The organism is Deltaproteobacteria bacterium, assembly GCA_016875225.1.
Classification (GTDB): domain Bacteria; phylum Myxococcota_A; class UBA9160; order SZUA-336; family SZUA-336; genus VGRW01.
The window spans coordinates 1-26,712 of sequence record VGRW01000050.1 but is presented as its reverse complement, the minus strand read 5'-3'; the positions used below and the strand labels follow the sequence as shown (position 1 = coordinate 26,712).

The window sequence follows — 26,712 nt, the reverse complement described above, 5'->3', positions numbered from 1 at the left end:
AAAAGATCGTGCGCGCGCGCGAAGCGGTGCACCGATTCGAGCCGGCGGAAGACGAGATCCTGCTCGATGCGCAGCACGTTCGGCGGCAGGAGCAGTGTGTCGATCCGCGGGCGCGGCGCACCGCTCGCGCGTTCGAGCTCGGGAAGCACGATCGGGCTCTCGAGCTCGCCGAGATCGACGATCCTTCCCGCGTCCGCGACGTCGGCCACGATCCGCAGCCCGCTCCACAGGCCCGAATGGCGCGAGAGCGCGATCGCGAAGCGCCCGAGCCGCAGCACGTCGCCGGGGTCGGAGGGCGCGAACAGGGGAATCCAGGCGTGGGCGAACGCGTGCTCGCTGTGGCTCGGCAGCGACGAGCTCTTGCAGAACGGGTCGTCGCCGACCACCGCGAGCGCGCCGCCGCTCGCGCCCGTGCCCACGAAGTTCGCGTGCCGCAGCGCGTCGAGCGCGCGATCGAGCCCGGGCGCCTTGCCGAACCAGACCCCGAGCACGCCGTCGTAGCGAGCGTGCGGGAAGTTCTCGACCAGCTGCGTGCCGGCGACGGCGCTGGCCGCGAGCTCCTCGTTCAATCCGGGGACGAAGCGCGCGTCGGAGCGCGCGAGCAGCGGCGCGAGGCTCGTGAGCAGCGCGTCGAGGCCCGCGAGCGGCGAGCCGGGATAGCCGGAGAAGAACGCCCCGGTGCGCAGGCCCGCGCTCGCGTCGCGGCGAAGCCGGTCGAGCGCGACTCGGACGAGCGCCTGCAGTCCCGTCAGGTGGATGCGCCCGTCCGTTCGGGTGTAGCGCTCCCAGAGCGGTGGATCCGGGCGGAGCCTGGCGCTCATGTCAGGGAAGCTATCGGAGCGGCGTCGGGCCCGCTTTAGGTGAAGCTGCGCGTGGCCCGGTCACTTCCCGGACAGCGGCGTCACGATCTGCTCCGCGAACTTCTCGACGACGCCCTGGTCCGCGCCGTGGATCACGATGTACGAGATCCCGAAGCGCTCGCGCCGCTTCTCGAGCCGGTCGCGGATCTCGGCGGGAGAGCCGGTGAGGAAGATCGGGCAGTCGGCGACCTGCTCCACGCTCATGCCGGTGTTGGCGGCGAGCCCCGCGCGCACGCCCTTCGGATCGTCCGTGATCGCGACGATGAACGTGAGCGAGTTCAGCTCGATCTCGCCGAAGCTCCGGCGCGCGCGCTCTGCGCCCTCGCGCACGCTGCGAACCTTCTCGTCGAGGCGCTCGGGCGCGAGGTCCGCGGCGGTGTGCTGCGTGACCTTGCCCTCCTCGAGCCTCGGGTTGATGCCGACGATGTCGGCGTGGCGGCCGGCCAGCCGCAGCACCCGCGGCCCGCCGCCGCCGATCAGGATCTTCGGCCGTCCGCCCGCGGGAAGCGGCGCGGCCTGCGCGATGTTCTCGATCCGGTAGTGCTTGCCGCGAAAGCTCGTGCGCTCGTTCTCCCACATGCTGCGGATGATCTCGAGCGCCTCGCCGAGCCGCTCGATGCGGACGCCGGGTCGGTCGTAGGCGATCCCCGCCTCGTCGTAGTCGGTCTGCATCCAGCCCGCGCCGATCCCGAACTCGTGCCGGCCGCCGGAGAGAAGCTGGATGGTCGCCGCGCCCTTCGCGTGGATCACCGGGTGGCGGTAGTCCACGTCGTAGACCAGCGACCCGACGTTGAGCTTGGTCGTCACGGCCGCCGCCGCCGAAAGCGTCGCCGTCGGATCCCACTGCGAGCCGAAGTGATCCGGACAGAAGACCGTCGAGTAGCCGAGCCGTTCGTAGCGGCGAACGCGCTCGATCCAGCCGTCGGCGGGCAGCGTCGAGACCTGGACTGCGAAGCGGAAGGGTCTGGGCATTTGGCGATGCTACCACCTACGATCCGGGTCGAATGATCGACACCGTTCACGCCGTGCAGACGCCGGAGGGAGTCGACCTGGCGCTGCGCGTGGCGGGGCCGGTGCCGCGGGCGCTCGCCTGGGGCGTGGACACGCTGCTGCAGGGCGGGATCGCGCTCGCGCTCCAGGTCGCGTTCGCCGGCTTCGCGGGGCTGGGCACCGGCCTGTACCTGATCGGGCTCTTCGCGCTGCTCTGGTTCTACCCGGTTCTCTTCGAGGTTCGCGCCCACGGGCAGACGCCGGGGAAGCGGCTTCTGGGCCTGCGCGTGCTGCAGGAGAACGGAACGCCCGTGGGCTGGTCGGCGTCGGTGCTGCGCAACTTCCTGCTGGTCGCCGACTTCCTGCCCGCGCTCTATCTGGCGGGACTGGCTTCGATGCTCGCGGACGCGAGCTTTCGCAGGCTCGGCGATCTCGCCGCCGGGACGCTGGTCGTGCACACCGATACTCCTCGTGCGCGACTGACTCCGATTCCCGAGGTGACTCCGCTCGCGCCCGACTTCCCGCTCGGGCTCGAGGAGCAGGCGGCCGTGATCGCGTTCGCGGAGCGAGCCGGCAGTCTCTCGGCCGAGCGCGCGGCGGAGCTCGCCGCGATTCCCCGCTCGCTCGTCGGCGACTCCGATCCTCGATCGCGGCTGATCGCGCACGCCGCGTATCTGGTCGGGCGCAGGGCGTGACGCTCGAGGTCTTCGAAGCGCGGGGCCGGGCGCGCTGGGATCGCCTCGCCGGGCTGCTGGCGGAGCTCGAGCGCAGCGAGACGCGCGGCGCCGCGGAGCTTCCGCCACTGTACCGGCAGCTGTGCCACGACCTGGCGCTCGCGCGCGAGCGACAGGTCTCCGGCACGCTCGTCACGGAGCTGAACGACCTGGCGCTGGCGGGTCACCGGCTGCTCTACCAGGCGCGAACCGGTGAGGTTCGCGGGATCGGGCGCTTTCTCTCGATCGACTTTCCGCGCGCGGTCCGGCTCGAGTGGCGGCTGGTCGCGGGCCTGCACGCGCTCTTCTACGGCCTTGCGCTCCTGCTCGGACTTCTCGCCTGGCGAAATCCCGACCTGATCTACAGCTTCATCTCGCCCGAGAGCGTGAGCGAGATCGAGGCGATGTACGACGCCGCGGGGGCGGCTGAGGGCCCGGCGCGAACGGCCGGATCCGACGCGACGATGTTCGGCTTCTACATCTGGAACAACGTCTCGATCGCGTTCCGCACCTTCGCGAGCGGCCTCGCGTTCGGCATCGGCACGCTGGTGAGCGTCGTCGCAAACGCGCTGAATCTCGGACTCATCGCGAGTCACCTGGCGCGCGAGGGCTCGGGCGAGCCGTTCTTCTCGTTCGTGATCGGGCACGGAGCGTTCGAGCTCACCGCGATCCTGTTGTCGGGGGCCGCCGGAATGCGGCTCGGACTCGCGGTGCTCGCGCCGGGCGCGCGCAGCCGGATCGCGGCGCTTCGCGCGGCCGCGCTCAGGAGCCTGCCGATCATCGCGGGCGCGGCGCTCATGCTGGTGCTCGCCGCGGCCATCGAGGCGTTCTGGTCGCCGCGCGAGATTCCGGCGCAGCTCAAGTACGCGGTGGGCGCGGGGCTCTGGGCGCTCGTTGGCGTCTGGCTCGGCGCAGCGGGGCGTTCCCGTGCAGACTGACCGGATTTCCGTCGCCGTACGGCCTCGCGCGGGCTACGAGGCGGTCGACCTCGGCTTCCGCTTCGCGCGCGCGGTGTTCTGGCCGCTTTTCCCCGCGCATGCGCTCGTGGTCGGCGCGATCTCGCTCGCGCTGTACATCGCAATGCCCGGGCAGCTCTGGCTCGCGAGCGTGGTCGTCTGGTGGCTGAAGCCCCTGTACGACCGCGTCGCGCTCGCGGTGCTCGCAGACGCGCTCTTCGGCCCCGTGCCCACGCTTCTCGAGACACTCGCGGGCGTGCCGAGACTGATCACGAGAACGGGGCTCGCACACTCACTCACCTGGCTGCGGCTCTCGCCGTTGCGCACGTTCACGCAGCCGGTGCTGCAGCTCGAGGGGCTGCGCGGCGGCGAGCGCGCGCGCCGCGCGAGCGTGCTGATCGGACGCGAGTCGCAAGCCGCGTTCGGGCTGCTCTTCGCGTGCGGGATCTTCGAGCTCGTGATCATCGCGGCGGGGCTGCAGCTCGCGGCCACGTTCCGGCCCGAGGGCGACTTCGCGAGATTCTGGATCGAGCTCGCCGGCGCGGAGGCCCCGACCGTGACCTTTCTCGAGGCGCTGCTCTATCCGCTGGCGATCTCGGCGATCGAGCCGCTCTTCGTCGCGGGCGGCTTCGCGCTCTACGTGAACCGGCGCATCTGGCTCGAGGGCTGGGACATCGAGCTCGCGTTCCGAAAGCTCGAGCAGCGCGCGGCTGAGGAACCGCCGCGCGCGTCCCGCGGAGGGGCGATCTCGCTCGGCGTGCTGGTGGCCACACTGCTGCTTCCGCTCGGCGCGGCGGCACAGCCGGAGGCGGAAGAGCCGACCAGCTGCGAGGCGCCCGGCCCCGAGGGGGCGGGCGCGTGCATCGACGCGGTGCTCGCCGCAGAGGAGTTCGCGACGATTGAGCGCGTCGAGATCTGGCTGCCGAAGGCGAGCGAGTCGAGCGCAGACGGCGAGCCGGGCTGGCTTGCGCGGCTCGGTCTCTGGCTGGGCTCGGTCGCGGCCGGGGTGCTCCGCGTCGGCGCGTGGCTCGCGATCGCGCTCCTGGTCGGAGCGCTCGCGATCGCGATCCTGCGCTCGCTTCGCAGATCCGGGCGCGCCGGAGCCGACGAGGCGGAACGGCCGCGCGAGCCGCGCTTCGCGCGCGATCTGCGGCCCGAGTCTCTTCCCGCGGACGTCGTCGCCGCGGCGCGAGCGCGTTTCGAGAGCGGGGACACGCGCGGCGCACTGTCGCTGCTCTATCGCGGCGCGCTGATCCACCTGGTGCGCGGCAGAGGCCTGCGCATTCCCGAGAGCGCGACCGAGGGCGAGTGCGAGCGCATCGCGAGCGAGGCGCTGCCGCCGGCGCTGGCGGGCGACTTCGCGGATCTCTCGCGGGCCTGGGTCTTCTGCGCGTACGCGCATCGGGCGCTGCCGGCGGCGGAGTTCACGCAGCTGTGTCGGCGCTGGAGTCCGCACCTGGGAGGCGCGGCGTGACTCGTCCGTCCAGGCGCGCCGGCTGGATCGGCCTCGCCGGCGCGGTCGCCGCGGCGGTCACTCTCTTCTTCTCGTCGTGCGAGAAGCGCTCGATCGAGGTCCCGCGCGGGTACAAGGGCGAGGCGTCGCGAAATCCCTATCTCGCTGCGCAGCGCCTGCTCGAGCGGCTCGGCACCCCCGTCTCGAGCTTCCGCGAGCTACCGATCGCACTCGACCTCGATCCGCGCGAGGCCACGCTGATTCTTCCCACGCCGCGCCGCTCGCTCGGCCGCGCGCGAGCTCGAGAGCTGATGCGCTGGGTCGAGGACGGCGGCCACCTGATCGTCGTGAGCTGGCAGCTCTTCGACGACGAGAACCGCTTCCCGGACCTCGTGCTCGACCCGCTCGGCGTGCGCCAGTACCTGAACGAATCCGACGAGCCCGAGCCCGAAGCGCCCGAGCCCGGCGAGCCGGAGCCGCCCGACGAGCCCGCGCCGGGCGTCACGAAGGCGAGCGCGACGCAGGCCGAGGCCGAGGAAGACGAGCCCGAGCTCGCGCGCGCGGTCTTCCCGGATCGCGCGGCGCCGCTCGAGGTCGAGTTCGATCCCGAGTACCGGATCGAGCTCGACGCGGAGGCGGAGGATGCGCGGGTCTCCGAGATCGGCGATGCGAACGGCGTCCACCTGGTCACGGTGCGAGCGGGTCGCGGAGTCGTGACCGCGCTGACCGACGACTACTTCCTGACTCAGCCCGTGATCGCGGACTGGGACCACGCCGAGCTCGTGTACCGCCTGACTCACTTCGCCGGTCGCAGCGGCCCGGTGTGGATCGTCTTCGGGGACGAGTTCCCGGGCGCACTCGCGCTGGTCTGGCGCCACGGCTGGATGGTCGTCGCGAGCGCCGCGCTCGTGCTCGCACTCTGGCTCTGGTCGGCGTCGCGGCGCTTCGGTCCGATCGAGCCGGACCCGCCCGGCGAGCGGCGCGAGCTGATGGAGCACGTGCGCGCCGCGGGCCGGTTCCAGCTGCGCAGCGGCGCGGCGCGCGGGCTGCTCGCCGCCACGCGCGACGCGCTTCTGGAGCGGTTGCACGAGCGTCACCCGAGCCTCGCGACGCTCTCGCCCGCCGCGCAGGCCGAGCACCTCGCCGGGCTTTCCGGGCTGCCGCGCGAGAGCGTCGCGCGCGCGCTCGCCTTCGGATCCGAGGCGGATTCATCCCGCTTCGTGCAAGACGTCGCCATCCTCGAGAAGATCAGGAGATCGCTATGAGTTCCGAGAATCCCGTGATCCCGCGCGAAGACTTCGCGCGCGCCTCCGAGCTCGCGCGAAAGATGCGCGCCGAGATCCGCAAGGTCTTCGTCGGGCAGAGCGAGGTGGTCGACCAGACGCTGGTCGCCCTGTTCGCCGCCGGCCATCTTCTGCTCGAGGGAGTGCCGGGCCTGGGAAAGACGCTGCTCGTGCGCGCACTGGCTCGCTCGTTCTCGGGCAGCAGCACGCGCATCCAGTTCACGCCCGACCTGATGCCCGCCGACGTCGTCGGCCACGTGATGTACGAGGCGTCGTCGGGCGAGATGCGCCTGCGCCGCGGTCCGGTGTTCACGAATCTGCTCCTGGCCGACGAGATCAACCGCGCGCCCGCGAAGACCCAGGCAGCCCTGCTCGAGGTGATGCAGGAGCGGCAGGTGACGCTCGAGGGGCAGTCACTCGAGGTTCCGGCGCCGTTCATGACTCTGGCCACGCAGAATCCGATCGAGCTCGAGGGCACCTATCCGCTGCCCGAGGCGCAGGTCGACCGCTTCCTGCTGAAGGTGCAGATCGACTACCCGAGCGAGCAGGAGGAGCTCGAGCTCGTGTACCGCGTCGCCTCGGGGGCGCTCGGCGACTCGCTCGACCTCTCGCCGATCTCGCCCGTGGCCGACGCCGCGGGCGTGGTCGCGATCCAGGTCGCCGCCGCGACGGTCTTCGTCGACGAGCGGATCTCCGACTACGCCGTCAGGATCGTGCGCGCGACGCGAGCCTGGCCGGGCGTAGCGCTCGGCGCGGGGCCGCGCGGCGGGCTCGCGTTGGTTCGCGCCTCGCGCGCGCGCGCGCGGGTCGAGGGACGCGGCTTCGTGACACCCGACGACGTGAAGGCGATCGCGCTTCCGGCGCTGCGCCACCGCATCCTGCTCTCCCCCGAGGTGGAGCTCGAAGGTCAGCGCGTGGACGCGTTGATCGGCGCGCTGCTCGCCCGCGTGGAGGCGCCGCGGGTGTGAGCCCGTCCCGGCGAATGCTGGCGCTCGCGTCGCTCGTGCTCGCGCTCGGGCTCGCCTCCGCGTTCCTCCCCGCGCTGCTGCCGGTGTGGTGGACCGGGCTTGCGCTGCTCGGGGTCCTGGCGGCGGCCGACGCGGGCGCGGCGCTCGGGCCGTTCGACGCGACGCGCGCCGTTCCGCAGACACTCGCGATCGGAACGCGGCACACGGTCGCGGTGGAGCTGGCCAACCGCGGCCGCCGCGCGGCGCGGCTTCGCGTCTTCGACCACGCTCCGGCCGGCCTCGGCGCGATGGGGCTGCCGCGCGCGTTCCGGCTGGAGCCCGGCGCGCGCGCGAGCTTCGAGTACCGGATCGCGCCGTCGGTGCGCGGCGAGCACCGGATCGGCCGGCTGGAGCTCGTCGCGAGCTCCTCGCTCGGGCTCTGGCGCCGGCGGATCCGCACGGGATCCGATCAACACGTTCGCGTTTATCCGAACTTCCGCGCGGTCTCGCGCTACGCGTTGCTTGCGGCGGCGAACCGGGCGGGCGAGCTCGGCGTCCGGCGCCGGCCGCTGCGCGGCGAGGGGCTCGAGTTCCACCAGCTCCGCGAGTACCGCCAGGGCGACAGCCTGCGGCAGATCGACTGGAAGGCGACCGCGCGGCTGCGGCGCGCGATCTCGCGCGAGTACGAGGAGGAGCGCGACCAGCAGATCGTCTTCCTGCTCGACTGCGGCCGTCGCATGCACGCGCGCGACGGCGCGCTCTCGCACTTCGATCACGCGCTCGACGCCGTGCTCCTGCTCGCGCACGTGGCGCTGCGCCAGGGCGACGCGGTGGGCCTGCTCACGTTCAGCGGCACACCGCGCTGGCTCGCGCCGCGAAAGGGCGCGAAGCAGCTCTCGCGCGTCCTGAATTCGGTCTACGACCTAAAGACGAGCGCGCGCGCCTCCGACTACCTGGCCGGCGCGCAGCAGCTCGCGACCCGGCTCGCCAAGCGGGCGCTGGTGGTGGTGGTCTCGAACCTGCGCGACGAGGACGACGAGGACCTGCTGCTGGCCGCGCGCCTGCTCGGCCGCCGCCACCTGGTCTTCGCCGCGAGCATGAAGGAGCGCGCGCTCTCCGCCGCGCTCGAGACGCGGGTTCGCGACCTGGACTCCGCGCTCACGGTCGCGGCGACGCACCAGTACCTGCTGGCTCGACGGCGCGCACACGAGCGGCTGCGCAAGAGCGGCATCCTCACGCTCGACGCCGAGCCGCACGAGCTCGCCGTCGCGCTCGTGAACGGCTACCTGGACGTGAAGGCGTCGGGCGTTCTGTAGTCCGTGCGCGTCAGCCGGAGACGCTGATCGCCTGGCGCGGGCAGAGACGGACGGCCGCCTCGACTTTCTTGCGCAGTGACTCGGGCGGGTTCTCGATCAGGATGTGCAGGTTGTCGTTCTCGTCGACGCGGAAGACTTCCGGGGCCTGGTCGACGCAGACGGCATTGGCTTCACAGAGGTCGAAGTCGACGACGACTTTCATGGCGGGCTCCTGCAGAGTTGCGCGTCCGAGCCTACCACGGCGCGCGCGTTTCGGCCGGTGGTCTGCGGAGGCGAAAACGGTTATGCATGAGCCCGCGATGGGAGACAGGGAAGCGCGGATCATCGCGACCGCGGTCGCGCTCGCCGAGAAGGGCGGCTTCGAGGCGGTTCGCCTGCGCGACGTGGCCGCCAAGGCCGGGGTCGCGCTCGGCACGCTCTACAGCCACTTCCGCAGCAAGGACGACCTGCTCGTCGCGGCGCTGGCCAGCGAGGCCGCGGGTCTGGCCGCGCGAATGGCCCGCCGGCCGCCCAAGGGGCCGACGGAGCTCGAGCGCGTGACCGCGTACTTCAGCGCGGCGACGCGCACGCTCTGCCGCAAGCCCAAGCTCACGCGCGCGGTGCTTCGCGCGGCGAGCTCCGACGAGCCGGAGCTCGCCGGGAAGATCCGCGCCTTCCACGGCGCCTCTGGCGATCTGCTGATCCGCGCGCTGCGCGGCGATCCGAACGCGACGCTCGCCGGGGCCAGCCCGCGCGAGCAGCGCGTCTGCGAGGTGCTGCAGCAGGTCTGGTTCGCGGCGCTGATCGGGTGGATGAGCGGTCTGCACAAGCAGTCCGAAGTCGTCGCGCAGGTGCGCGACGCCGCCGAGCTGCTGCTTCCCTAGCGGCGAGCGAGCGACTTCGCGAGCCGCTCCAGGATCTGATCCAGGATCGGGCGCGAGGTCGCGAAGTTCAGACGCACGAAGCCGGCGCCGCCCGGTCCGGTGCGGCTCCCGTCCGAGAGCGCGACGCGCGCGTTCTCGAGGAAGAACGTGTACGGGTCCTTCGGAAGCTCGAGCGCGCGGCAGTCGAGCCAGGCGAGGTAGGTCGCCTCGGGCGGAACGTGCGCGATTCCGGGCAGGTGCTCCTTCACGAAGGCGGCGATGCGCGCGCGGTTTCCGGCGAGATACGCGATCAGGTCGTCGAGCCAGGGCCGCGCGCTGCTCCAGGCGACCGCGCTCGCGCCCAGGCCGAAGCTGCCCAGCCCCCCGCGGATGTGCGAAGCGAGCGAGCCGAAGCGCTGCTTCAGCGCGGGGCTGCCGAAGATCGCCACCGCGCAGCGCAGCCCCGCGATGTTGAACGTCTTGGTCGCCGACATCAGCGTGATGGTGCGCGAGGCGATCTCGGGCCCGAGCGTCGCGATCGGAATGTGCCGGTGGCCGGGCAAGACCAGGTCGGCGTGGACCTCGTCGGAGATCACGATCAGATCGCGTTCGATCGCAAGCCCCGCGATCCGCTCGAGCTCCGCGCGCGTGAAGGCGCGGCCGGTCGGGTTCTGCGGATTGCAGAGCAGGAGGATCCGCGCGCCCGCGTCGGCCTTCGATCGCAGATCGTCGAAGTCGATCTCGTAGCCGCGCGGCCCCTGCACGAGCTGGTTCACGATCCGGCGCCGGCCGAGCTCGGCGGTCGAGTTCAGGATCGGGGGGTACACCGGACTCTGTACGATCACCCCGTCGCCCGGCTGCGAGCAGGTGTGGATGGCGACGTAGAAGCCCTGCACGACATCGGTGATCACCAGGACCTGGTGCGGGTCGACCTGCCAGCCGAATCGCTCGAGCGCCCACTTGGCGAAGACCGTCGGCAGCGCGCCCGGCGTGGGGTTGATCGGATAGCCGAGGTCGTTCCGGCCGACCATCTCGGCCAGGTAGCGCGCGATCGGCTCCGCGACGGGGAAGTCCATGTCGGCGACCCAGGCGGCCAGGACGTCGGCCGGATACTGCGTCCACTTCTCGCCGTGTTTTCGGCGCAGGTCCTCGATCGTGAAGTCGTCGAAGCTCATGCGGCCGATTCTAGCCGGAGCCGCTCGCGCCGGCCGCTTCTCAGCCAGATCAGCTCGAGCGCGATCGCCTTCTCGGCCGGGAACACCTTCGCGATGCCGCGCGCGTAGGTCGCAAGCTGCGCGCGGTAGGCCTCGGGCGCGCCGCCGTCCGGCTCGCGGCCGGTCTTGTAGTCGGCGACCACGAGGGCTCCGTCCGCGTCGCGGTAGAGCAGGTCGATCGTGCCGTTCCAGGCCGTTCCGTCGGGATCGCGGAACAGGACCGGTAGCTCGCGGCCGAGCACCTCGACGCCGGCGAGGTGCGCGGGGAGCGCGCTCGCGAGCAGCGCCTCGGCGAGCTCGAGCGCGTCGCGCTCGAGCGCAGCCGCGGAGAGCCCCTCGTGCGCGGCGCTCCGTCGCGAGGCCATGGCCGCGAGCCCGCGAAGCGCGGCCGCGTCGCGGAAGTCCCAGCGCTCCAGCGCTTCGTGGAGCGCGACCCCGAGCGCGCGGGCGCTGCGACCCTCTTCGGTGTCGGGCGGCGCGGCCGATGCAGCTTCGAGATCGCTCTCGAGCTCGCGCGCCTCCGCGTCCTCGCGCAGTCCGGAGGGGCTCGCGAACGGGGGCCGGGCGGCGCCGCGCGCGAGCGCGGCGGCGTTCTCCGCGCGAGCGACGGGATCCCGATCCGGCGTCGAGCGAGGCGGAGGCGAAGCGAGTCGAGCCGGCTCAGACTCGCGAATCGTCCGCCCGATCACGTCGGGCGCGCCGGGAAGCGGTCCGTCCTGCGGAAGACCGTCTTTGGTGTAGCCCCAATCGGAGAGGAAGCGCAGCTGCGATTCCGCCAGCTTCACGCCCTTTCGCGGCGCGTGGATGAAGATCAGCCGCTGCTGCGCGCGCGTGCAGGCCACGTAGAAGAGCCGGCCGGATTCGGCGTCGTCGTGCACGGCCTCGAGGTTCTCGCGTTCCAGCCAGCTCGCGGACCGAGCAGCGCGGGTCGAGACCGCGAGCTCGTCTCGATCGCGAAGCCGCTCGACCTCGACGCTCGGAGCTCGGCTGCCGCCGGAGCCGCGCGCGACGTCGGGCAGGATGACGACGGGGAACTGCAGCCCCTTCGCGCCGTGGATGCTCATCAGCCGCACGCGGTCGGGCGCGTCGTCGCCCTCCTCGGGAGCGGGGCGGCGCTCCTCGGTCTCGAGCGCGCGGACCAGATCCGCGAGGCCGCAGCCCGGCTTCGAGCGCGCGTCGCTGGCCAGGCGCTCGATCAGGAACACGAGGTCGGCGACGCGGCGCTCGCCGTCGCGCGCGAGCGCGTGCAAAGCGAGGAGCGGCGTTTCTTCGAGCAGCGCCGCGAGCAGCGTCGCGGGGGCGGCGCTCCGCGCGCGCTCGCGCAGCGCGCGGAGGCGGGCGAACGCGCGCGCCAGATCCGGCAGCTCGTCGGCGGGCGGAGAGACGTCCGGGTACGACCAGCACCTCACGCGCTCGCGCGGCTCGAAGCGGCCGGCCCAGCGCGCGAGCTCCGCGTCGGGAACCGCGCCGAGCGGCGAGCGGAGCACGCCGAGGACCGCGGGTGCGTCGGCGGGATTCGCGAGCGCTCGGAGCAGAGCCAGGAGCTGCTGACCCGCGGGCTCCGACGACAGCTCTTCGCCGCGACTCACCAGACAGGGCACTCCTCGCGCCTGCAGCGCGGCGGCGTAGACGTGCACGTCGGCGAGCCCGCGAAAGAGCAGGGTGATCTGCTTCGGCTCGAGGCGCCCCACAGCGATCTCGCTCGCGACCCAGCCCGCGATCACCTGCGCCTCGTCGCGGCGCGCGTCCTCCGCGCGGCTTCCACCGAGGTCCACGGTCCAGACCTCGACGCGGCTCTCGTTGGCGGGATCCCGGCCCGAGACCAGCCCGTTGTACCCGGAGTACGCGTGGGCTAGCTCGGGATTCTTCGTCGAAAGGATATCGGGAAAGATCCGATCGAGCGGAGCAAGCAGCTCGGGAGGCGAGCGGAAGCACGTGACGAGCTCGAGAACCTCTCCGCCCTGCGCGCGCACGCGCGCGACGGCCTTCTGGTACGCGCTGACGTCGGCGCCCCGGAAGCGGTAGATCGCCTGCTTCGGATCTCCGACGATGAAGAGCTTGCCCCGCGCGAGCACGGTTTCGAACGCATCGCCGGCGGGCTCGGACGCGGGGTCCTCCGCCAGAAGCAGCACGATCTCGTACTGGATCGGGTCGGTGTCCTGGAACTCGTCGAGGAAGAGCGCGCGATAGCGCGCGCCGAGGCTGCGCCGCACCTCCGGACGGGTGCGGAGCAGATCGCGCGCCAGCACGAGCAGCGCGTCGAAGGGCAGGATCCCGCGCAGCCGGGCCTCGCGCACGGCCGCCGCGGCGTAGGGCCGGACCAGCGATAGCGCGCCGGCGATCAGCGCGTCGTCGACGCGGCGCAGGCGGATCAGATCGGCGTGGACCTCCTTGGCCAGCTCTTCCAAGTCGGGCCGCTTCTTCGCGGTCGGCGGCTTCGTGTCGAGCAGCCCGCGTTCCTTGCCTGTTCCGCCGATGCACCTCGCGCGCTGGATCTCCTCGCGCATCGCGGACGTGCCCGAGTCGCGAAGCGCGGCGAGCGGCAGACGCGCGGCGTCGAGCCAGCTCTCCGCGCCCTTTGCGGGCGAGGGCGACAGACAGGCGTCGATCCGCGAAAGCCACCGGGTCGCGAGCTCGCCGAGCCGCTCTTCCGAGGCCGGCAGCTCGAAGCGGCCGCGCTCGCCGTCGATCCCGAACGAGCCGCAAGCGCGACCGAGCTCCTCGATCTCGGCGAGATCGAGCCCGAGCATCACCTGACGCCAGAGCGGCGCGCGCGCGCCGCCCGGGCCGTCGGCTGAAGCCAGGAAGTCGCGCCAGAGCTCGCGGCGCACCTCGTCGAAGCCGAGTCCCGTGTCGACGCTGAAGCGCGGGTCCACGCCCGCCTCGAGCGGGAATCTGCGCAGCAGCCCGGCGCAGAAGCCGTGGATGGTCGAGACCTCGGCCGCGACGATGCTCGCGAGCCGTCGCTTCGCGGTGTCGGCGATGCTCTCGGGCGACTGCGCGAGCGAGAGCCAGCGGTAGGCGCGCTTCGCCTCCGTCTCCTCTCCGACCTGCTCCGGCGGAACGCGCGCGCCGGCGAGCTCCGCAAGCTCGGCCAGCGCGCTCGCCAGGCGTTTGCGCATCTCGGCCGCGGCCTTCTCGGTGAAGGTGATGGCGGCGAAGCCGTCCACGTCGAGGCCGCGCGCGAGCATCTGGCAGACCACGCGCTCGACCAGCAGGCTGGTCTTGCCGCTTCCCGCGCCCGCCTCGACCACCAGGTTGGTGTCGAAGTCGTGCGCCCCGCGCTCCCGCGCGCCGCGGTCCCTCATGCGTCGCCCCCGCCGCGAAGCGCGCGCCATGAAGCGAGCGAGTCCGCCGCCGCCAGGCGCTCGCGGCTCGGCCCGTGCTCGCGACGACACGCGATCGTGTAGGCGCAGTAACGACATTCCTTGCGATCGCGCCAGAACGGGAACAAGCCCCGCGCGAGCAGGCCGTGGAGTTCGTCGAGCACCGGGAGAGCCAGCGTCTCGATCTCGCCGAGCTCGAGCGAGCGCTCCTTGTCGCGCTCGCGGTCGGGGTCGCGCTCCGGCCGCAGCGGCACCGGCAGCGCCTCGCCGATCACCTCGCGCGTGTTCCCCTCGCTCGCGACGGCGAGCGCATAGAGAGGCACCTGCAGCGAAGTGCCGTGCTTGACGCGGCTCTTCTCCACGGGCTTTGCGAAGTCGCGCGACGTCTTGTAGTCGCCCACGCGGAGCGCGCCGTCCGGAGCGCGCACGATCCGGTCGACGCGGCCCTCGAGCTCGAGGCCCCGCTCGCCGTGGAGCTGCACCCGCGCGCGAACGCTCCGCTCGGTCTCGAGCTCGACGACGCCGGTCGGGAGCAGGGTGCGAAGGTCGCGCTCGAGCAAGTCACGGATCGCGCGCTCGACCAAGCCGAGATGGGCGGCCCAGAGCCCGGGCTCGCGCGTGCGCACACGGGTGCGCGCTTTCTCCGCGGCCTGCGCGAGCGCGCCGGGAAGCGACGCGGTCGCGCGGGCGATCGCCGCGTCGGGGTTCGTGCCGGGCGCAAGCCTGCCCTCGTCGAAGAGGCCGCGGTAGAGCCGGCGCAGGGCGTCGTGGGCGAGCTGCCCCGCCTCGTTCGCGTCGAGCGCGTCGGGAGACGGGTCCTCGAGCTCGCGGGCGCCGAGCACCGACCTCGCGAAGGCGCGGAGCGGGCAGACGCCGAGCTCGGCGACGAAGCTCGGCGAGAGCGAGTCGGGAAGGCGAAGCGCCGCGGCTCCGACGCCGCCGTCGAAGGGGAGCGCATCGGAGTGGAACGCGTCGGTCTGCGCCACGAAGTCCCGCTCGCTCGGAGTCACCGCGGCCGGCGCCCGCGCGAAATCCGGGGCCGTGTCGCTCGGCACCGTCGCGAGCCCGACGACGTCGCTGCCGGGAGCGACGAACGGCAGGTTGCGCAGAAAGCCAGAGGGCGAGAGCGCGCGCCCCGCGCCGTCCGCCTCCGCAAACGTGATCGTCACGCGAGCGCGCGCCTGCGAGAGCAGCAGGCCCAGCAGGAAGCGCTCTTCGGCGAGCGCGCGAGCGCGGATCGGGATCGGCCTGCGCAGCCGTGCGCACAGGGATTCGCGGATCGCGTCGGAGAGGAACGGGTCTTCGCGCACCTCGTGCGGCCACGCGCCGTGGTTCATGCCCAGCAGGAACAGCTGCTCGCACGGGAGCGCGCGCGCCTGGATCGCGTCGAGGACGCGCACGCCGCCGTCGTCGCGCGCGCGCCAGGGAGTTGCGAGTTCGAGCAGGAGCGATTCGAGCGCGGCGGCGGCGGCTTCGGTCGTGGGCGGGTGCGCAGCGCCCGCGGCCCGCTCGATCGCGTCGAGCCCGGCCGCGCCTTCGAGCGCTGCTCGGCCATCGTCGCCGGGTAGGTCAGCGCCGAGCGCGCGCGCGATCGAAGCGGCCTCCGCGAACGAGCGCGACGCGGCGAAGGCACGGCGAGCGTCGATCGCGCGCGCGATCGCGCCGCGAAGCGCATCGAGGCCGGGCTCCGGCCGCGCCGCGTCGAGGGCCGCGAGCCAGTCGTGTTCGCCGCGCACGACGGCCGCTTCGCGCGCGAGCCGCTCGGCCAGGCGCGCCTGCTCGCGCGGGAGCACCGCGTCGAGGAAGCCGAGCAGCGCGCCGCGCTCCAGATCCCGCCCGAGCGCGCGCAAGAGGTCGAGCCAGGCTCGCGCTTCGGGATTCGCGACCGCGGGCTGCGAGAGCGACGACGTGACCGGAATGCCGTAGCCGCCGAAGATCGGCTCGAGCCAGGGGCCGTACGGCTCGAGCGAGCGCGCGACGATCAGGATCTCGCGCGGCGGCGTGCCGGCTTCGAGGAGCGCGAGCACCTCGCGCGCGACGAGCTCGAGCTCCTCGCGCGGGGATCGCGCGCGGAGCAGTCGAAGCCTTCCCGTGGGAATCGCCCCGTCGCGGTCCAGCGCGGGTCGATCGACGACCTCGCCGCCCTCCGGCGTGAATCCGCGCCAGGCCCACTCGGCGCGCACGCGCTCCGCGTGCGCGTCGCCCCAGTCGGGCTGGAAGAAGCGCAAGGCGCCCTCCGGCAGCGCGCCCGCGATCGCGTCGACCAGGTCGCCGGCGGAGCCTACGACCTCGGTCGCGCCGTGCACCTCCGCGCGCGTGAAGCCGCGCCGCGCGACCCAGGCGGGCGCGCCGCGCACGGCGAGCTGGAACAGGCCGATGCGGTCGTACAGACCCTCACCGGCGAGCCGCGCGAGCGCGCGTTCCAGATCGGTGTAGAGCGCGCGCAGATCGGCGACCGCGTCGGGAAGCGCGCCCGGCGCGATGCCCGCGTCGCGCAGGTCGCGAAGCGTGCCGGCCAGCGCCGCCGCGAGCCCCGGCCGCTCGGCGACGATCGGCCCGAAGCGCGGGCTCGCCTGCGCGCAGACCGCGACCAGCCGCGCCAGCGCCGTGGCGCCGAGCGAGTCGCGAAACGGCGCGCCCGTCTCGGCCGCGCAGCGCTCGGCGAGCGCGCGCAGGTGCAGGAACTCGCGGCCGAGCAGCGCCCCGCCGCGCGCGGCGTCGAGCGCAGTGCCGCGCCGTTCGCGCAGCACGCGCGTCGACGCGGAGATCTCCAGGACGCGCTCGATTCCGCTCACGCTCGCCTAGCGAAGCTCCCGGAAGAACTTGCGCACGTCGTCGACCAGCAGCTTCGGCTCCTCGAGCGCGGCGAAGTGGCCGCCGCGGTCGAAGACGGACCACTGCTTCAGGTTGAAGCCGGCCTCGGCCCACTTGCGCGGCGCCTTGTACAGCTCCTTGGCGAAGATCGCCCCCGCGGTCGGCACCTCGATGCGCCCCTCGGCCGCGCCGAAGCGGCCCGCGCGCATCGTCTCGCAGTAGAGCCGCGTCGACGACGTGATCGACTGCGTGATCCAGTAGATCATCACGTTGGTGAGCAGCTCGTCCTTGGAGAAGCGCGACTCGATCTTCCCGCCGCAGTCGCTCCAGCCGTGGAACTTCTCGACGATCCAGGCGGCCAGGCCCGCGGGGGAATCGTTCAGCCCGTAGCCCAGCGTCTGCGGCTTGGTGCCCTGGATCTGCTGGTAGCCGACCTCGTTCTTCTGGAAGTTGCCCATCTCGCCGAGCCAGGCCATCTCTTGCGGCGTCACGCCCTCCATCGGATTGGCCGCGCCGGCGGGCGGACCCGCGACGATCATGTTCATGTGTATGCCCGCGCAGTGCGAGGGATCGACGCGGCCGATCCAGGCCGTCGCGATCGCGCCCCAATCGCCGCCCTGCGCGCCGTAGCGCCCGTAGCCGAGCTCGGCCATCAGCGCGGCGACGGTCTCGCCCACCTGCTTGATGTCGAAGCCGGGTTGCTTTGGCGCCTCGCTCCAGCCGTAGCCGGGCATGGACGGGCAGACGACGTGGAACGCGTCCTCCTTGCGGCCGCCGTGCGCGACGGGGTCGGTGAGCGGGCCGATGATCTTGTGGAACTCGTACACCGATCCGGGCCAGCCGTGCGTGATCACGAGCGGGAGCGCGCCCGGCTCCTTCGAGCGCTGGTGGATGAAGTGCAGCTCGAGGCCGCGCACCTTCGCCTTCCAGTGCTCGAACTGATTCAAGGCGCGCTCGTGCGCGCGCCAGTCGTACTTCGAGCGCCAGTGCGCGACGAGCTCGCGCAGGTAGGAGAGCTCGGTGCCGTAATCCCAGCCCGCGCCCTCGAGCTGGTCGGGAAAACGCGTTCGCGCCAGGCGATCGGCGAGATCGGCGAGCAAGCTGTCCGAAACTTCGATCTTGAAACGCTGCACGTTCGGCCCTCCCAAGGCTCGATGAATCCGGCCGCGATTATCGCCCGGCGCGCGAGTGAAGTCGTGGTTGACACGTTTGCGCCGCGGGCGTAACTCTGTGGTCGTCGGTCGGGACCGAGCCGAGGAGGCAAGAGGGCTCGTCTTCGCGGCGCGATCGCAGGCTCGGAGAATCGGCCGACACTCGAGAAGCCGCGGGGCGGGCAAGCGGGTGCTCCGGTGAGCCACCGGGGACGTCAAAGCCAAGCCGGGAGGACCGGAGACGGTTTTCCGACGGGCCGGCGCCGTAAAGCGGCGAGTCATCCGCCGCGACGCCGGGATGCACACCGACGGAGTTCTCCGGTCGCGATCCTCGAGCCGATCGTGTCCAGCAAAACGGCGAATTCGAGGACCGACTCACCGCGCATGAAAGTCCCGAGGTCGAGTCTCACCGCCACCCGCAACCTCGCCCGTGCGACTGCGGCCCGCACTTCGCTAGTCTCGGCCGTGTCATGGTGAGAAGAGACGACGAGCGCCCTGAGGCACGGCCCGCGGTCTGGCTACTGTGGATCGCGGGCGGGATCGCTGTGGTGCTCGGCGCCGCGCTTCTGTTCGAGCTCTACGCGATGGGAAGGGCGACGGCGCAGGGCGGGGCGCTCACAGCGCGCGAGGAGATCGCCGCTGCGCGACAGGGCGCGAGGCTCTTCGCCGAGGCGCTGGCGAGCGCGTCCGGCGAAGCCGCCGTTTCGGACCTGCCTTCGATCACCCGGCGCCTCGACGAGGCAGACGTCCGCGGGGAGACCGTCGTCGGGTCGCTGCGAAGCGCGCCAGACGAGAACTCGCTCGCGGATGCGGCGGAGCTGATCGCCGAGTACCGCGGAGTCTGCAGCGGCTGGCTCGATCGAGTTGGTGCGAACCCGCCCGGCCCGAGCCCGGACGCCACGGCCGACCCGTGCGCGGCTGCGCTGCGGCGCGTGCAGTCCCAGTCGGCTCGCTAGAGCAGAAGCCCCGGGAAGAAGAGCAGGGCGATCGCGAGCGCGAGCATGACGGCGGCACTTGCGAGCTTCAGCGCGCGGCCGGCCCGCTCGCCGAGCTTGGACTTGGCGAGCGTGACGACGGCGATCGTCACCATGGCCGCGTCGTCGGCGACGTAAGCCAGGTTGTAGAGCGCGAGGTACCCGTAGTGCTGAGCGGTCGAGAGCTCCGCGCGGGCGAGCACGGCCGTGTAGACCGCCGGCAGCCCGGCGGTGCAGAGCAGCTCGACGCTGTTCACGAGCAGCGCGAGCGCGGCCACTCCGGCGAGCGACGCGAGCGGCGATTCCGCGCGAAGCAGCGCGCGCACCCGCGCGTAGATGCCGGGCTTGGCGCGCTCGGGGATGGAGAGCGACGGGCCGCGGCCGGGCTCAAGCGAGTCCTTCAGGTTGAGCGCGCCGATCGCGAGCGCGGTCACGCCGAGGGCGATGCGCAGCCCGCGCGAGACGCCGATCCACAGGAACACGTTCAGCCACGCGGCCATGAACGCGAAGTAGACGGCGCCGCTCGCCAGCACGAACGTGCCGGCGACGAGCGCCATGCGGCGGCGGTCGCGCAGGTTCACGAGCATCGAGAGCAGGAAGAGCAGCACCCACATCGCGCACGGGTTCACGCCGTCGATCAGGCCGAGCGCGACGGTGAAGAGCGGCAGGCCGAGCTCCGAGGCGCGCAGCGTGCCGAAGAGGCCGGTCTCGACCGCGTCGGCCGGAGCGGGTGTCGCGCCCTGGAGCAGCGCGCGGACGCGCGCGCCGGTCGTGTCCGCGCTCTCGAAGCCGAGCACGAGCGCGGCGCCGATGCGGAAGGTCGGCACGCCGGGCGCGTCGATTCCGGCCTCGCTCGAGAGCCGCTCGAGCTCGGCGAGCGCAGCCGCGTCGAGGTCGACCTCGCGCCAGGTGACGCGCAGGTCGGCGCGTTCGCGCTCGAGCTCCGCCACGAACTCGCGCGCGTCCTCGCAGTGCGGGCAGCCCCGGCGGGTGAAGATCTCGAGCTCGGCGGTCGCGCCCATTGCTGCGGGGATCAGGCAGGCGAGCAGGGCCGCGGCCCATGCGATGGCGCGCGCGATCGGCACGGCCTCTGTCTAGCGGAAGTCGTGCGAGCGCGGCAGCAGGCCGGCCATCGCGTCGCCGTCGAGGCGCTCGAAGCGGCGCGCGCGGACGTGGATCACGCCGTCCTGATTTTGGACCGGGCCCTCGACGAGCAAGAGGCCCGCGGTCTGCACCAGCGCGCGGTGGCGCTGGAACAGGTCGGGCACGACGATGGCGTTGGCGGCGCCGGTCTCGTCCTCGAGCGTGATGAACAGGAAGCCCTTCGCGCTGCCGGGGCGCTGGCGCACGATCACGGCGCCTGCGACGCGCACCCAGGCGCCGTCTCGCGCGCCGCGCAGATCCGCCGCGCTCGAAACCCCGCGCGCGCGCAGGCGCTCGCGGAAGTGCGCCATCAGGTGCGCGCCGGTGGTGATGCCGGTGTCGCGGTAGTCCGCGACCGTCTCCTCGAAGCCCGTCATCTCGGCCAGCGGCGAGGGCGAGTCGGGCGTGGCGCCCGAGAGCAGCCCGCCCTGCAGCGCGGCGACCTGCCAGAGCGCCTCGCGCCGCCCCAGGCCCAGGCTCGCGCAGGCGCCGACCGAGGCGAGCTTCTCGAGCTCGTCGCGGTGCAGGCCCGCGCGGTGCGCGAGATCGCCGAGTGACTCGTAGGGTGACTCGGCCGCGATGCGCTCGCCGGCCTCTCTGCGCAGGCCGTCCACGTAGCGCAGGCCCAGGCGCACCTCGTTTGCGTCGGTCACGTGGCAGAGCCAGTCGCTCTGCTGCACGTCGATCGGCAGGGTGCGCACGCCGTGGCGCGCGGAGTCCTGCACCAGCGTGGCGGGGCTGTAGAAGCCGAGCGGCCAGTGGTTCAGCATGGCGGTCAGGAAGCAGGCCGGGTGGTGGGCGCGGATGTAGGCCGAGGCGTAGGCGAGCAGCGCGAAGCTGGCGGCGTGGCTCTCGGGGAAGCCGTACAGCGCGAACGACCCGATCTGCTTCACGATCTCGTCCTGCGCGGTCGTGTCGACACCTTTCTGCGTCATGCCGAGGCGCAGCGCCGTGGTGATCGACGCCATGCGCTCGACCGAGCGCTTGAAGCCCATCGCGCGGCGCAGCTCCTCGGCCTGGCCGCCGGAGAAGCCCGCGACCGCCATCGCCATGCGCAGCAGCTGCTCCTGGAACAGCGGCACGCCCAGAGTGCGCGCGAGGATCGGCTCGAGCAGCGGGTGCGCGTAGGTCACGGGCTCGCGCCCGGCGCGGCGCTGCAGGTAGGGCTGCACCATCTGGCCCACGACCGGGCCGGGGCGGATGATCGCGACCTCGACGACCAGGTCGTAGAAGGTGGTCGGCTTCATGCGCGGCAGCGTCGCCATCTGCGCGCGGCTCTCGACCTGGAACACGCCGACCGTGTCGGCCGCCTGCAGCATCCGGTAGGTCAGCGGATCGTCGGCGGGGATTCGCGCCAGGTCGACGTCGGCGCCGTCGTGCGTGCGCACGAGCGGGATCACGTCCTCGAGCACCGCCATCATGCCGAGCCCGAGCAGGTCGATCTTGATGATGCCGAGGTCCGCGCAGTCGTCCTTGTCCCACTGGATCACGCTTCGGCCCGGCATCCGCGCGGGCTCGAGCGGGACGACCTCGTCCAGGCGCCCGCGCGCGATCACCATCCCGCCGGAGTGCTGGCCCAGGTGGCGCGGCAGGTTCTGCGCCTCGCGCACCAGCCGCACCAGATGGCGCACGCGCGGGGCCTCGGGGTGCACGCCCGCCTCGCGGAGCTGCCGCTCCAGCACGTCGTGCTCGTCTTTGAACTCGTGCCGCGAGACGAGCTTCGCCAGCCGCTCGATCTGGTCGGGCGCAAGGCCGAGCACCTTGCCCATCTCGCGCACCGCGCTCTTGGCGCGGTAGGTGATGACGTTCGCGGTCATGCCCGCGCCGTGCGGGCCGTAGCGCCGGTAGACGTACTGCAGGATCTCCTCGCGCCGTTCGCCCGAGGGCAGGTCCACGTCGATGTCGGGCCACTCGCCGCGCTCCTCGGACAGGAAGCGCTCGAAGAGCAGCTCGTAGCGCACCGGGTCGACCGCGGTGATGCCGAGCGCGTAACACACGATCGAGTTGGCCGCCGAGCCGCGCCCCTGGCACAGGATCCCGCGCGCGCGGCACTCGCGCACGATGTCCCAGACGATCAGGAAGTAGCCCTCCAGCGAGAGCCGCCCGATCAGGCCGAGCTCGTGCTCGAGCTGCGCGCGCGCCTTCGCGGGCACGGTTGTGCCGTAGCGCTCGCGCGCGCCGGCGAAGGCGAGCTCGCGAAGCTTCCCCGGCAGCGTCTCGCCGGCGCCGAGCGGGAAATCCGGGAACGCGTAGCCCAGGTCTTCCAGCCGGAACTCGCAGCGCTCCGCGACCGCGAGCGTGTTCGAGAGCGCCCCGGGCAGGTCGGCGAAGCGCTTCGCCACCGCTTGCGGCGCGTGCACGTGGCGCTCGGCGTTGGGCAGGAGCAGCCTTCCCGCGTCGTCGAGCCGGGCTCCGTTCGCGATGCAGGTGAACGCGTCGAGCAGCCGCTTTCCGGCGGGCCGCGCGTGGCGCACGTCGCCGCTGGCAAGCCCCGCGATCCCGGTCGCGAGCAGGCGCCGGTTCGCGCGCTCCTCGTCCGGGTCGCGGTGGCGCCAGAGCTCGCCGTAGGCGTCCGCGCCGAAGATCTCGCGCACCGGCCCCGCGAGTCGCGGCTCGCGCACCAGCGCCACCAGCCCCTCCGCGTGCGCGCGCAGCTCCTCCCGAGTGACGCGGCTGTGCGGCTTCTCGCAGCGCGCGTGGCCGAGCGTGAGCAGCCGACACAGATTTCGGTAGCCCGAGCGGCTCTTCACCAGCAGCGTCACGCGCCCGCCGTCGGGCGGCGGATCGGTCTTGCGCCGCGGCGCTGAATCGCCGAGCAGCACCGCACGCGCCCCGACGATCGCGCGCACGCCTGCCTCGCGCGCCGCGCGCGCGAAGCGCGGCAGCCCGTACACACCGTGTAGATCGGCCAGCGCGAGCGTCCCGTGACCCAGCTCGGCCGCGCGCTCGACCAAGTCCTCGGGCGCGGAGCTGCCCTCGAGAAAGCTGAACGCGCTGCGCACGCCGAGCTCGATGTAGGGGGGGGAGGCCAAGCAGAGCGATTTTCGCTCTAGTTTCGCCTCGCGGTCAATTCACTCGCGGACCCGCACCCGCCCGTCCTCGACGATCCAGAGGCTGCGATCCGGCGACCGCCTGGCGAGCAGGGCGGCCACGCGCTCGATCACCTCGAGCACGTGCCGCTTGTCCTGTCGGGTGAGTCGCAGGACGACGATCCCTGCGTACTCGGTCGGCGGATAGGCCCGGATGTCGGCGAAATCGAGGTCGAGTGTCACCAAAGTGCGTTGCTCGGTTCGACAGGCCGACGCCACGGCGGAATCCGCAGCCCCGCCGAGGCGTTGATCCATCACGGTCAGGACGTCGTGACCCCGGCCACGCAGGAGCTCGAGAACCTCGACAGGCAGGTTCTCGTCGATCTTGAACCTCATCCGCGATCTTGCGCCGGCAGGCTGAGGACCCGTTCCTTGGAAAGCTCGGCTGCGTACGCGACGGCGGCCTGGATGTCCTCACGCGTGAGCGTCGGATAGCTCGCGAGGATCTCCGGGACGTCGAGTCCGGCGGCGAGGTTGTCGAGAACGACCGAGACCATGATTCGCGTTCCGCGCAGGCAGGCCTGCCCGTGGCAGATCTGCGGATCGACGGTGATGCGGTCGCGCCATTCCATTTCACGATCGAGCGTGCCGGGGCATGGGCGAGGCGTCAAGGCGACCTCAGTCGTAGATCCCGTCGACGAACCAGGAGTCGTCGGGAAGGTTGTGGTACAGGCGGTAGACGCCGCCGTCGGAGAGCTCGACGTCCCAGTAGTCGCGCGCGAAGCGGGTCTCTCCCCACCATTCGCCGAACAGGCGCCAGGGGCCGGCGGCGTGGCGCACGCGGCCGCCCTCGGAGTCGAGCGGGGCGTCGGCGAGCAGCGACACGTAGACCGGCGGCTCGCCGCCTCGGACGCCCACGCTCCGGGGCGGTCGGACCGCGCGCAGCGCCATGACACCGCGCGGTGACAGAGGCTCGGGGTCGTACGTGTCGGGCGCGTCGGGGCGGCGCTCGTGCGCGATGCGGAACTCGGCCAGCGCGGCGGCGTCGGGCTGGTGGGTGTCGTGCACGCGGGGCGCGCCGACCTGGCCGGGGCCGCAGAGCGACTCGATGCGCGCGATGGTGATGGCGAGCTCGCCGGGGGAGGGCAGCGGCGGCAGGAACAGGTCGAGCTGCGCGGTCTCGACGCAGTCCGGTGTCGCGACAAGCCGCGCGCGCAGCACGGCCTCGGGCGGCGGCTCGGCCTCGAGCGAGAGCCGCACCAGCGCGAGCAGCACGTTCGTCTCGAGCGTGGGGGCGGCCAGACCGAGCTCGTGCGCGAAGAGCGCGCCGCTCTCCAGGCCGAACTCGAGACGCAGCCCGCGTAGCGCGAGGCCGCGCACGCGCAGCCTGCGCAGCAGGCGATCGAGCGCGCCGCGCAGGAAGAACGCCAGCGGCTCCAGGTCCCCGATCGCCCATTCGGAGTCCGCGGCCTCTTCGAAGCGCAGCTCGGGCGGGTGTACACGGAACGGTGACAGGTCCTCGCCGTTCGCGCGGCGCGCGAGCCGCACCCCCGCCTCGCCCAGGCGCGCGCCGAGCGCCTCGCGCGGCAGCCGCGCGAGCTTGCCCAGCGTGCGCACGCCCCAGCGCGAGAGCCGGTCGGCCAGCTCGCCCGCGGGCTCGAGCAGGTCGAGCGGAAGCGGCACCAGGAAGCTCGCGGCCTGGTCGCCGCGCAGGAGGGGCCCGCCCTCGCGGTGGCGCGCGGCGAGCTCGGCGACCGTGCGCGTCGGGCCGATGCCGAGCCGCGCGCTCGCGGGCCCGATCCCCGAGAGCCCCACCTCTTCGAGGCGCGTCTCGAGCGCGGTGAGCAGTCCCCGCTCGCTGGGGAAGAGCGCCTGCGTTCCGGCCAGATCGACGAAGACGAGCCCCGTCCCGGCGACCATCACGCGCGGCGCGATCGAGCGCGCCACGTCGGCGAGCGCGAGCTCCGCCGAGCGCATGCCCTCGAGCGAGAACGCGCGCACGACCAGCTCCGGCTCCGCCGCGCGCGCCTGCGCGACCGTCATGCCGCGCAGGTGCCCCGCGACGATCGCCGGGCTGCGCTGCGCGCGGCCCGTGCGATCGCGCGGCTCGGTGATCGCCACGCGCTGCCCCGCGAGCTCGGGCTCGGCGCGCAGCACCGCGGCGAGCGGGAGATCCCGGATCAGCAGGCAGGCGAAGCGATCCACGGCGCCGCATTCCTCGTCCCCGTCCCACGCCCCCCGGCCCGGTCGATTTTCGCTTTATCTTCGCCTTCGAGTCAAGCCCTGTCTTCTTAAGCGGGCCCGTTCCTAAGAGGGCCCGGCGATCGAACGGGCCCCGGCTCGCCCGGCGCTCAGATCGGGTCGAGCGGGCTGCGCACACCGCGCCCGCCGCGGTTCAGCACGTGCGTGTAGATCATGGTCGTGCGCACGTCGCGGTGGCCGAGCAGCTCCTGCACGGTGCGGATGTCGTAGCCGGCGGCCAGCAGGTGCGTCGCAAAACTGTGTCGGAGCGTGTGGCAGCTCGCGGGCTTCGCGATCCCCGCCGCGCGCGTGGCCCGCTTCACCGCGCGCTGAACGCTCGTCTCGTGCAGGTGGTGGCGGCGCTCGACGCCGGTCTCGCGCTCGCGGTAGCGCCCGCGCGCGGGAAAGACCCACTGCCAGCCCCAGTCGCGCGCGGCGCTCGGGTACTTGCGCGCGAGCGCGCCGGGAAGCTCGACCGCGCCGAAGCCCGAAACGAGGTCGCCCGCGTGCAGCGCGCGCGCCCGCGCGAGCTGCGCGCGCAGGTCCGCCGCGAGCGAGCGCGGCAGCATGGTCACGCGGTCCTTCCGCCCCTTGCCGTCGCGCACGACGATCTCGCCGCGCTCCAGATCGAGATCCTTCACGCGCAGGCGCAGACACTCGAGCAGTCGCAGGCCCGAGCCGTAGAGCAGCGCGCCGACCAGCCGGGCTTCGCCGTCGAGCGCGCCGAGCAGTGCGCGCGCCTCGTCCTGCGTCAGCACCACGGGCAGGCGCTGCGGCACGCGCGCGCGCACCAGCTCCTCGAGCTCCAGCGCTGGCGCGCGGAGCACCTGCCCGTACAGGAAGACCAGCGCCGCCAGCGCCTGGTTCTGCGTCGACGCGGACACCCGCCCCACCACGGCGAGATGCGAGAGGAACGCGCTCACCTCGGCCGCGCCCATCGCGCTCGGGTGCCGCTTGCCGTGGAAGAGCACGAAGCGCTTCACCCACTGCGCGTAGGCCCGCTCGGTGCGCCGGCTGTAGTGCCGCACCCGGCACGCGCGCCGCACCTGGTCGAGCAGCCGCACCGGACCGCCGGGCCCACCGCCGCCCGCTCGACTCGTCCCTCCGCCCACGCCGCGTCCTCCGGCGCGCACTCGCGACCCACGTCGGTGCAGCCGGGGCCGCACGCGCCGCGCTCCGCAATTGCGCGCTCCCGAGGGGCGAGTCACGGGAGTCCGTCCCGAACCTACCGCGCGAAGCGCGCGCGCTCCAGAGCCGGCCGCCGCGAGCAAAGCCATCTCGCCAGCCGCGGGCGATCAGCGCGTCGGTAATCGTTACCGACGCTTCACGCTCGGAGGATTAGTGAGCAAATACGAGAACTTGTGTTGACGACGCCGAAGCCGCGCGAAATGATACCGAGGCGTCCGGCTAGGGGGCCGGGTGCCGGACAATACTTGTTAGACGCCTGCACGACCAATGTC

General features: G+C 72.7%; 20 protein-coding genes and 1 pseudogene. 9 read left to right on the top strand and 12 right to left on the bottom strand.

Annotated elements, in window-relative coordinates:
- The first annotated feature begins 309 nt into the window (after positions 1-309).
- Positions 310-576, top strand: a pseudogene (locus FJ108_12425) (hypothetical protein).
- 305 nt (positions 577-881) lie between these two features.
- On the opposite strand, the gene FJ108_12420 reads toward FJ108_12425, so the two are convergent.
- Complete coding sequence (locus FJ108_12420; GenBank protein MBM4336700.1) at positions 882-1,832, bottom strand: TIGR03621 family F420-dependent LLM class oxidoreductase; 951 nt, start codon at positions 1,830-1,832, stop codon at positions 882-884.
- Between the two features lie 32 nt (positions 1,833-1,864).
- Here FJ108_12420 and FJ108_12415 point away from each other — a divergent pair, with 32 nt between their 5' ends.
- The 6 genes from FJ108_12415 to FJ108_12390 are packed head-to-tail and all read left to right on the top strand — an operon-like array spanning position 1,865 to position 8,518.
- Positions 1,865-2,545 (top strand): RDD family protein, encoded by a 681-nt coding sequence (locus FJ108_12415; GenBank protein ID MBM4336699.1) that lies wholly within the window; start codon positions 1,865-1,867, stop codon positions 2,543-2,545.
- Positions 2,497-3,501 carry a stage II sporulation protein M gene (locus FJ108_12410; protein MBM4336698.1) on the top strand — a complete coding sequence of 335 codons (1,005 nt, stop codon included), beginning with the start codon at positions 2,497-2,499 and terminating at the stop codon, positions 3,499-3,501. Before FJ108_12415 ends, FJ108_12410 begins: the two co-directional genes overlap by 49 nt.
- Positions 3,491-4,993: a DUF4129 domain-containing protein gene (locus FJ108_12405; protein MBM4336697.1), complete on the top strand. Its 1,503-nt coding sequence runs from the start codon at positions 3,491-3,493 to the stop codon at positions 4,991-4,993. Before FJ108_12410 ends, FJ108_12405 begins: the two co-directional genes overlap by 11 nt.
- Positions 4,828-6,237, top strand: a complete 1,410-nt coding sequence (locus FJ108_12400) for a DUF4350 domain-containing protein (protein ID MBM4336696.1) — start codon at positions 4,828-4,830, stop codon at positions 6,235-6,237. The genes FJ108_12405 and FJ108_12400 overlap by 166 nt, the downstream gene beginning before the upstream one ends.
- Complete coding sequence (locus tag FJ108_12395; protein ID MBM4336695.1) at positions 6,234-7,223, top strand: MoxR family ATPase; 990 nt, start codon at positions 6,234-6,236, stop codon at positions 7,221-7,223. Before FJ108_12400 ends, FJ108_12395 begins: the two co-directional genes overlap by 4 nt.
- Positions 7,220-8,518, top strand: coding sequence for a DUF58 domain-containing protein (locus tag FJ108_12390; protein ID MBM4336694.1), 1,299 nt, complete (start codon positions 7,220-7,222; stop codon positions 8,516-8,518). The genes FJ108_12395 and FJ108_12390 overlap by 4 nt, the downstream gene beginning before the upstream one ends.
- Positions 8,519-8,528: 10 nt before the next feature.
- Here FJ108_12390 and FJ108_12385 read toward each other — a convergent pair whose 3' ends face one another.
- Positions 8,529-8,720, bottom strand: coding sequence for a ferredoxin (locus FJ108_12385; protein MBM4336693.1), 192 nt, complete (start codon positions 8,718-8,720; stop codon positions 8,529-8,531).
- Between FJ108_12385 and FJ108_12380 the strand changes: the two genes are divergently transcribed.
- Complete coding sequence (locus FJ108_12380) at positions 8,620-9,381, top strand: TetR/AcrR family transcriptional regulator (protein MBM4336692.1); 762 nt, start codon at positions 8,620-8,622, stop codon at positions 9,379-9,381. The genes FJ108_12385 and FJ108_12380 overlap by 101 nt on opposite strands.
- Here the strand turns inward: FJ108_12380 and FJ108_12375 are convergent.
- The 4 genes from FJ108_12375 to FJ108_12360 are packed head-to-tail and all read right to left on the bottom strand — an operon-like array spanning position 9,378 to position 18,147.
- The gene (locus tag FJ108_12375) at positions 9,378-10,535 is read right to left on the bottom strand and encodes a pyridoxal phosphate-dependent aminotransferase (protein MBM4336691.1); all 1,158 of its coding nucleotides are present in this window, start codon (positions 10,533-10,535) and stop codon (positions 9,378-9,380) included. The genes FJ108_12380 and FJ108_12375 overlap by 4 nt on opposite strands.
- Entirely contained in the window at positions 10,532-13,999 is a 3,468-nt protein-coding gene (locus FJ108_12370) for a hypothetical protein (GenBank protein MBM4336690.1), read from the bottom strand. Before FJ108_12370 ends, FJ108_12375 begins: the two co-directional genes overlap by 4 nt.
- Complete coding sequence (locus tag FJ108_12365; protein MBM4336689.1) at positions 13,879-16,695, bottom strand: hypothetical protein; 2,817 nt, start codon at positions 16,693-16,695, stop codon at positions 13,879-13,881. The genes FJ108_12370 and FJ108_12365 overlap by 121 nt, the downstream gene beginning before the upstream one ends.
- 6 nt (positions 16,696-16,701) lie before the next feature.
- Positions 16,702-18,147 (bottom strand): epoxide hydrolase 1, encoded by a 1,446-nt coding sequence (locus FJ108_12360; GenBank protein ID MBM4336688.1) that lies wholly within the window; start codon positions 18,145-18,147, stop codon positions 16,702-16,704.
- Positions 18,148-18,335: 188 nt separating this feature from the next.
- Between FJ108_12360 and FJ108_12355 the strand changes: the two genes are divergently transcribed.
- Positions 18,336-18,821, top strand: coding sequence for a cytochrome c-type biogenesis protein CcmH (locus FJ108_12355; GenBank protein ID MBM4336687.1), 486 nt, complete (start codon positions 18,336-18,338; stop codon positions 18,819-18,821).
- Here the strand turns inward: FJ108_12355 and FJ108_12350 are convergent.
- The 6 genes from FJ108_12350 to FJ108_12325 form a co-directional block, all read right to left on the bottom strand.
- On the bottom strand, positions 18,818-19,861 hold the full coding sequence (locus FJ108_12350) for an NrdH-redoxin (protein MBM4336686.1): 1,044 nt from the start codon (positions 19,859-19,861) through the stop codon (positions 18,818-18,820). The genes FJ108_12355 and FJ108_12350 overlap by 4 nt on opposite strands.
- Before the next feature lie 72 nt (positions 19,862-19,933).
- Entirely contained in the window at positions 19,934-23,014 is a 3,081-nt protein-coding gene (gene dnaE, locus FJ108_12345) for a DNA polymerase III subunit alpha (protein ID MBM4336685.1), read from the bottom strand.
- 39 nt (positions 23,015-23,053) lie between these two features.
- Entirely contained in the window at positions 23,054-23,407 is a 354-nt protein-coding gene (locus tag FJ108_12340) for a hypothetical protein (protein MBM4336684.1), read from the bottom strand.
- Positions 23,404-23,643 (bottom strand): DUF433 domain-containing protein, encoded by a 240-nt coding sequence (locus FJ108_12335; protein MBM4336683.1) that lies wholly within the window; start codon positions 23,641-23,643, stop codon positions 23,404-23,406. The genes FJ108_12340 and FJ108_12335 overlap by 4 nt, the downstream gene beginning before the upstream one ends.
- Positions 23,644-23,689: 46 nt before the next feature.
- A complete protein-coding gene (locus FJ108_12330; protein ID MBM4336682.1) occupies positions 23,690-25,216 on the bottom strand; it encodes a DNA polymerase Y family protein in 1,527 nt (508 codons plus the stop codon).
- Between the two features lie 146 nt (positions 25,217-25,362).
- On the bottom strand, positions 25,363-26,529 hold the full coding sequence (locus tag FJ108_12325; protein ID MBM4336681.1) for an integron integrase: 1,167 nt from the start codon (positions 26,527-26,529) through the stop codon (positions 25,363-25,365).
- Positions 26,530-26,712 lie beyond the last annotated feature (183 nt).

Bases quoted from the DNA above. Each gene is read 5' to 3' on its own strand.
- FJ108_12350 (MBM4336686.1), bottom strand. From the start codon at position 19,861: ATGGGCGCGACCGCCGAGCTCGAGATCTTCACCCGCCGGGGCTGCCCG.
- FJ108_12380 (MBM4336692.1), top strand. From the start codon at position 8,620: ATGTGCAGGTTGTCGTTCTCGTCGACGCGGAAGACTTCCGGGGCCTGG.
- FJ108_12385 (MBM4336693.1), bottom strand. From the start codon at position 8,720: ATGAAAGTCGTCGTCGACTTCGACCTCTGTGAAGCCAATGCCGTCTGC.
- FJ108_12370 (MBM4336690.1), bottom strand. From the start codon at position 13,999: ATGTCGTTACTGCGCCTACACGATCGCGTGTCGTCGCGAGCACGGGCC.
- FJ108_12375 (MBM4336691.1), bottom strand. From the start codon at position 10,535: ATGAGCTTCGACGACTTCACGATCGAGGACCTGCGCCGAAAACACGGC.
- FJ108_12420 (MBM4336700.1), bottom strand. From the start codon at position 1,832: ATGCCCAGACCCTTCCGCTTCGCAGTCCAGGTCTCGACGCTGCCCGCC.
- FJ108_12415 (MBM4336699.1), top strand. From the start codon at position 1,865: ATGATCGACACCGTTCACGCCGTGCAGACGCCGGAGGGAGTCGACCTG.
- FJ108_12355 (MBM4336687.1), top strand. From the start codon at position 18,336: ATGGTGAGAAGAGACGACGAGCGCCCTGAGGCACGGCCCGCGGTCTGG.
- FJ108_12360 (MBM4336688.1), bottom strand. From the start codon at position 18,147: ATGACTCGCCGCTTTACGGCGCCGGCCCGTCGGAAAACCGTCTCCGGT.
- FJ108_12395 (MBM4336695.1), top strand. From the start codon at position 6,234: ATGAGTTCCGAGAATCCCGTGATCCCGCGCGAAGACTTCGCGCGCGCC.
- FJ108_12335 (MBM4336683.1), bottom strand. From the start codon at position 23,643: ATGGAATGGCGCGACCGCATCACCGTCGATCCGCAGATCTGCCACGGG.
- FJ108_12325 (MBM4336681.1), bottom strand. From the start codon at position 26,529: ATGGCTTTGCTCGCGGCGGCCGGCTCTGGAGCGCGCGCGCTTCGCGCG.
- FJ108_12340 (MBM4336684.1), bottom strand. From the start codon at position 23,407: ATGAGGTTCAAGATCGACGAGAACCTGCCTGTCGAGGTTCTCGAGCTC.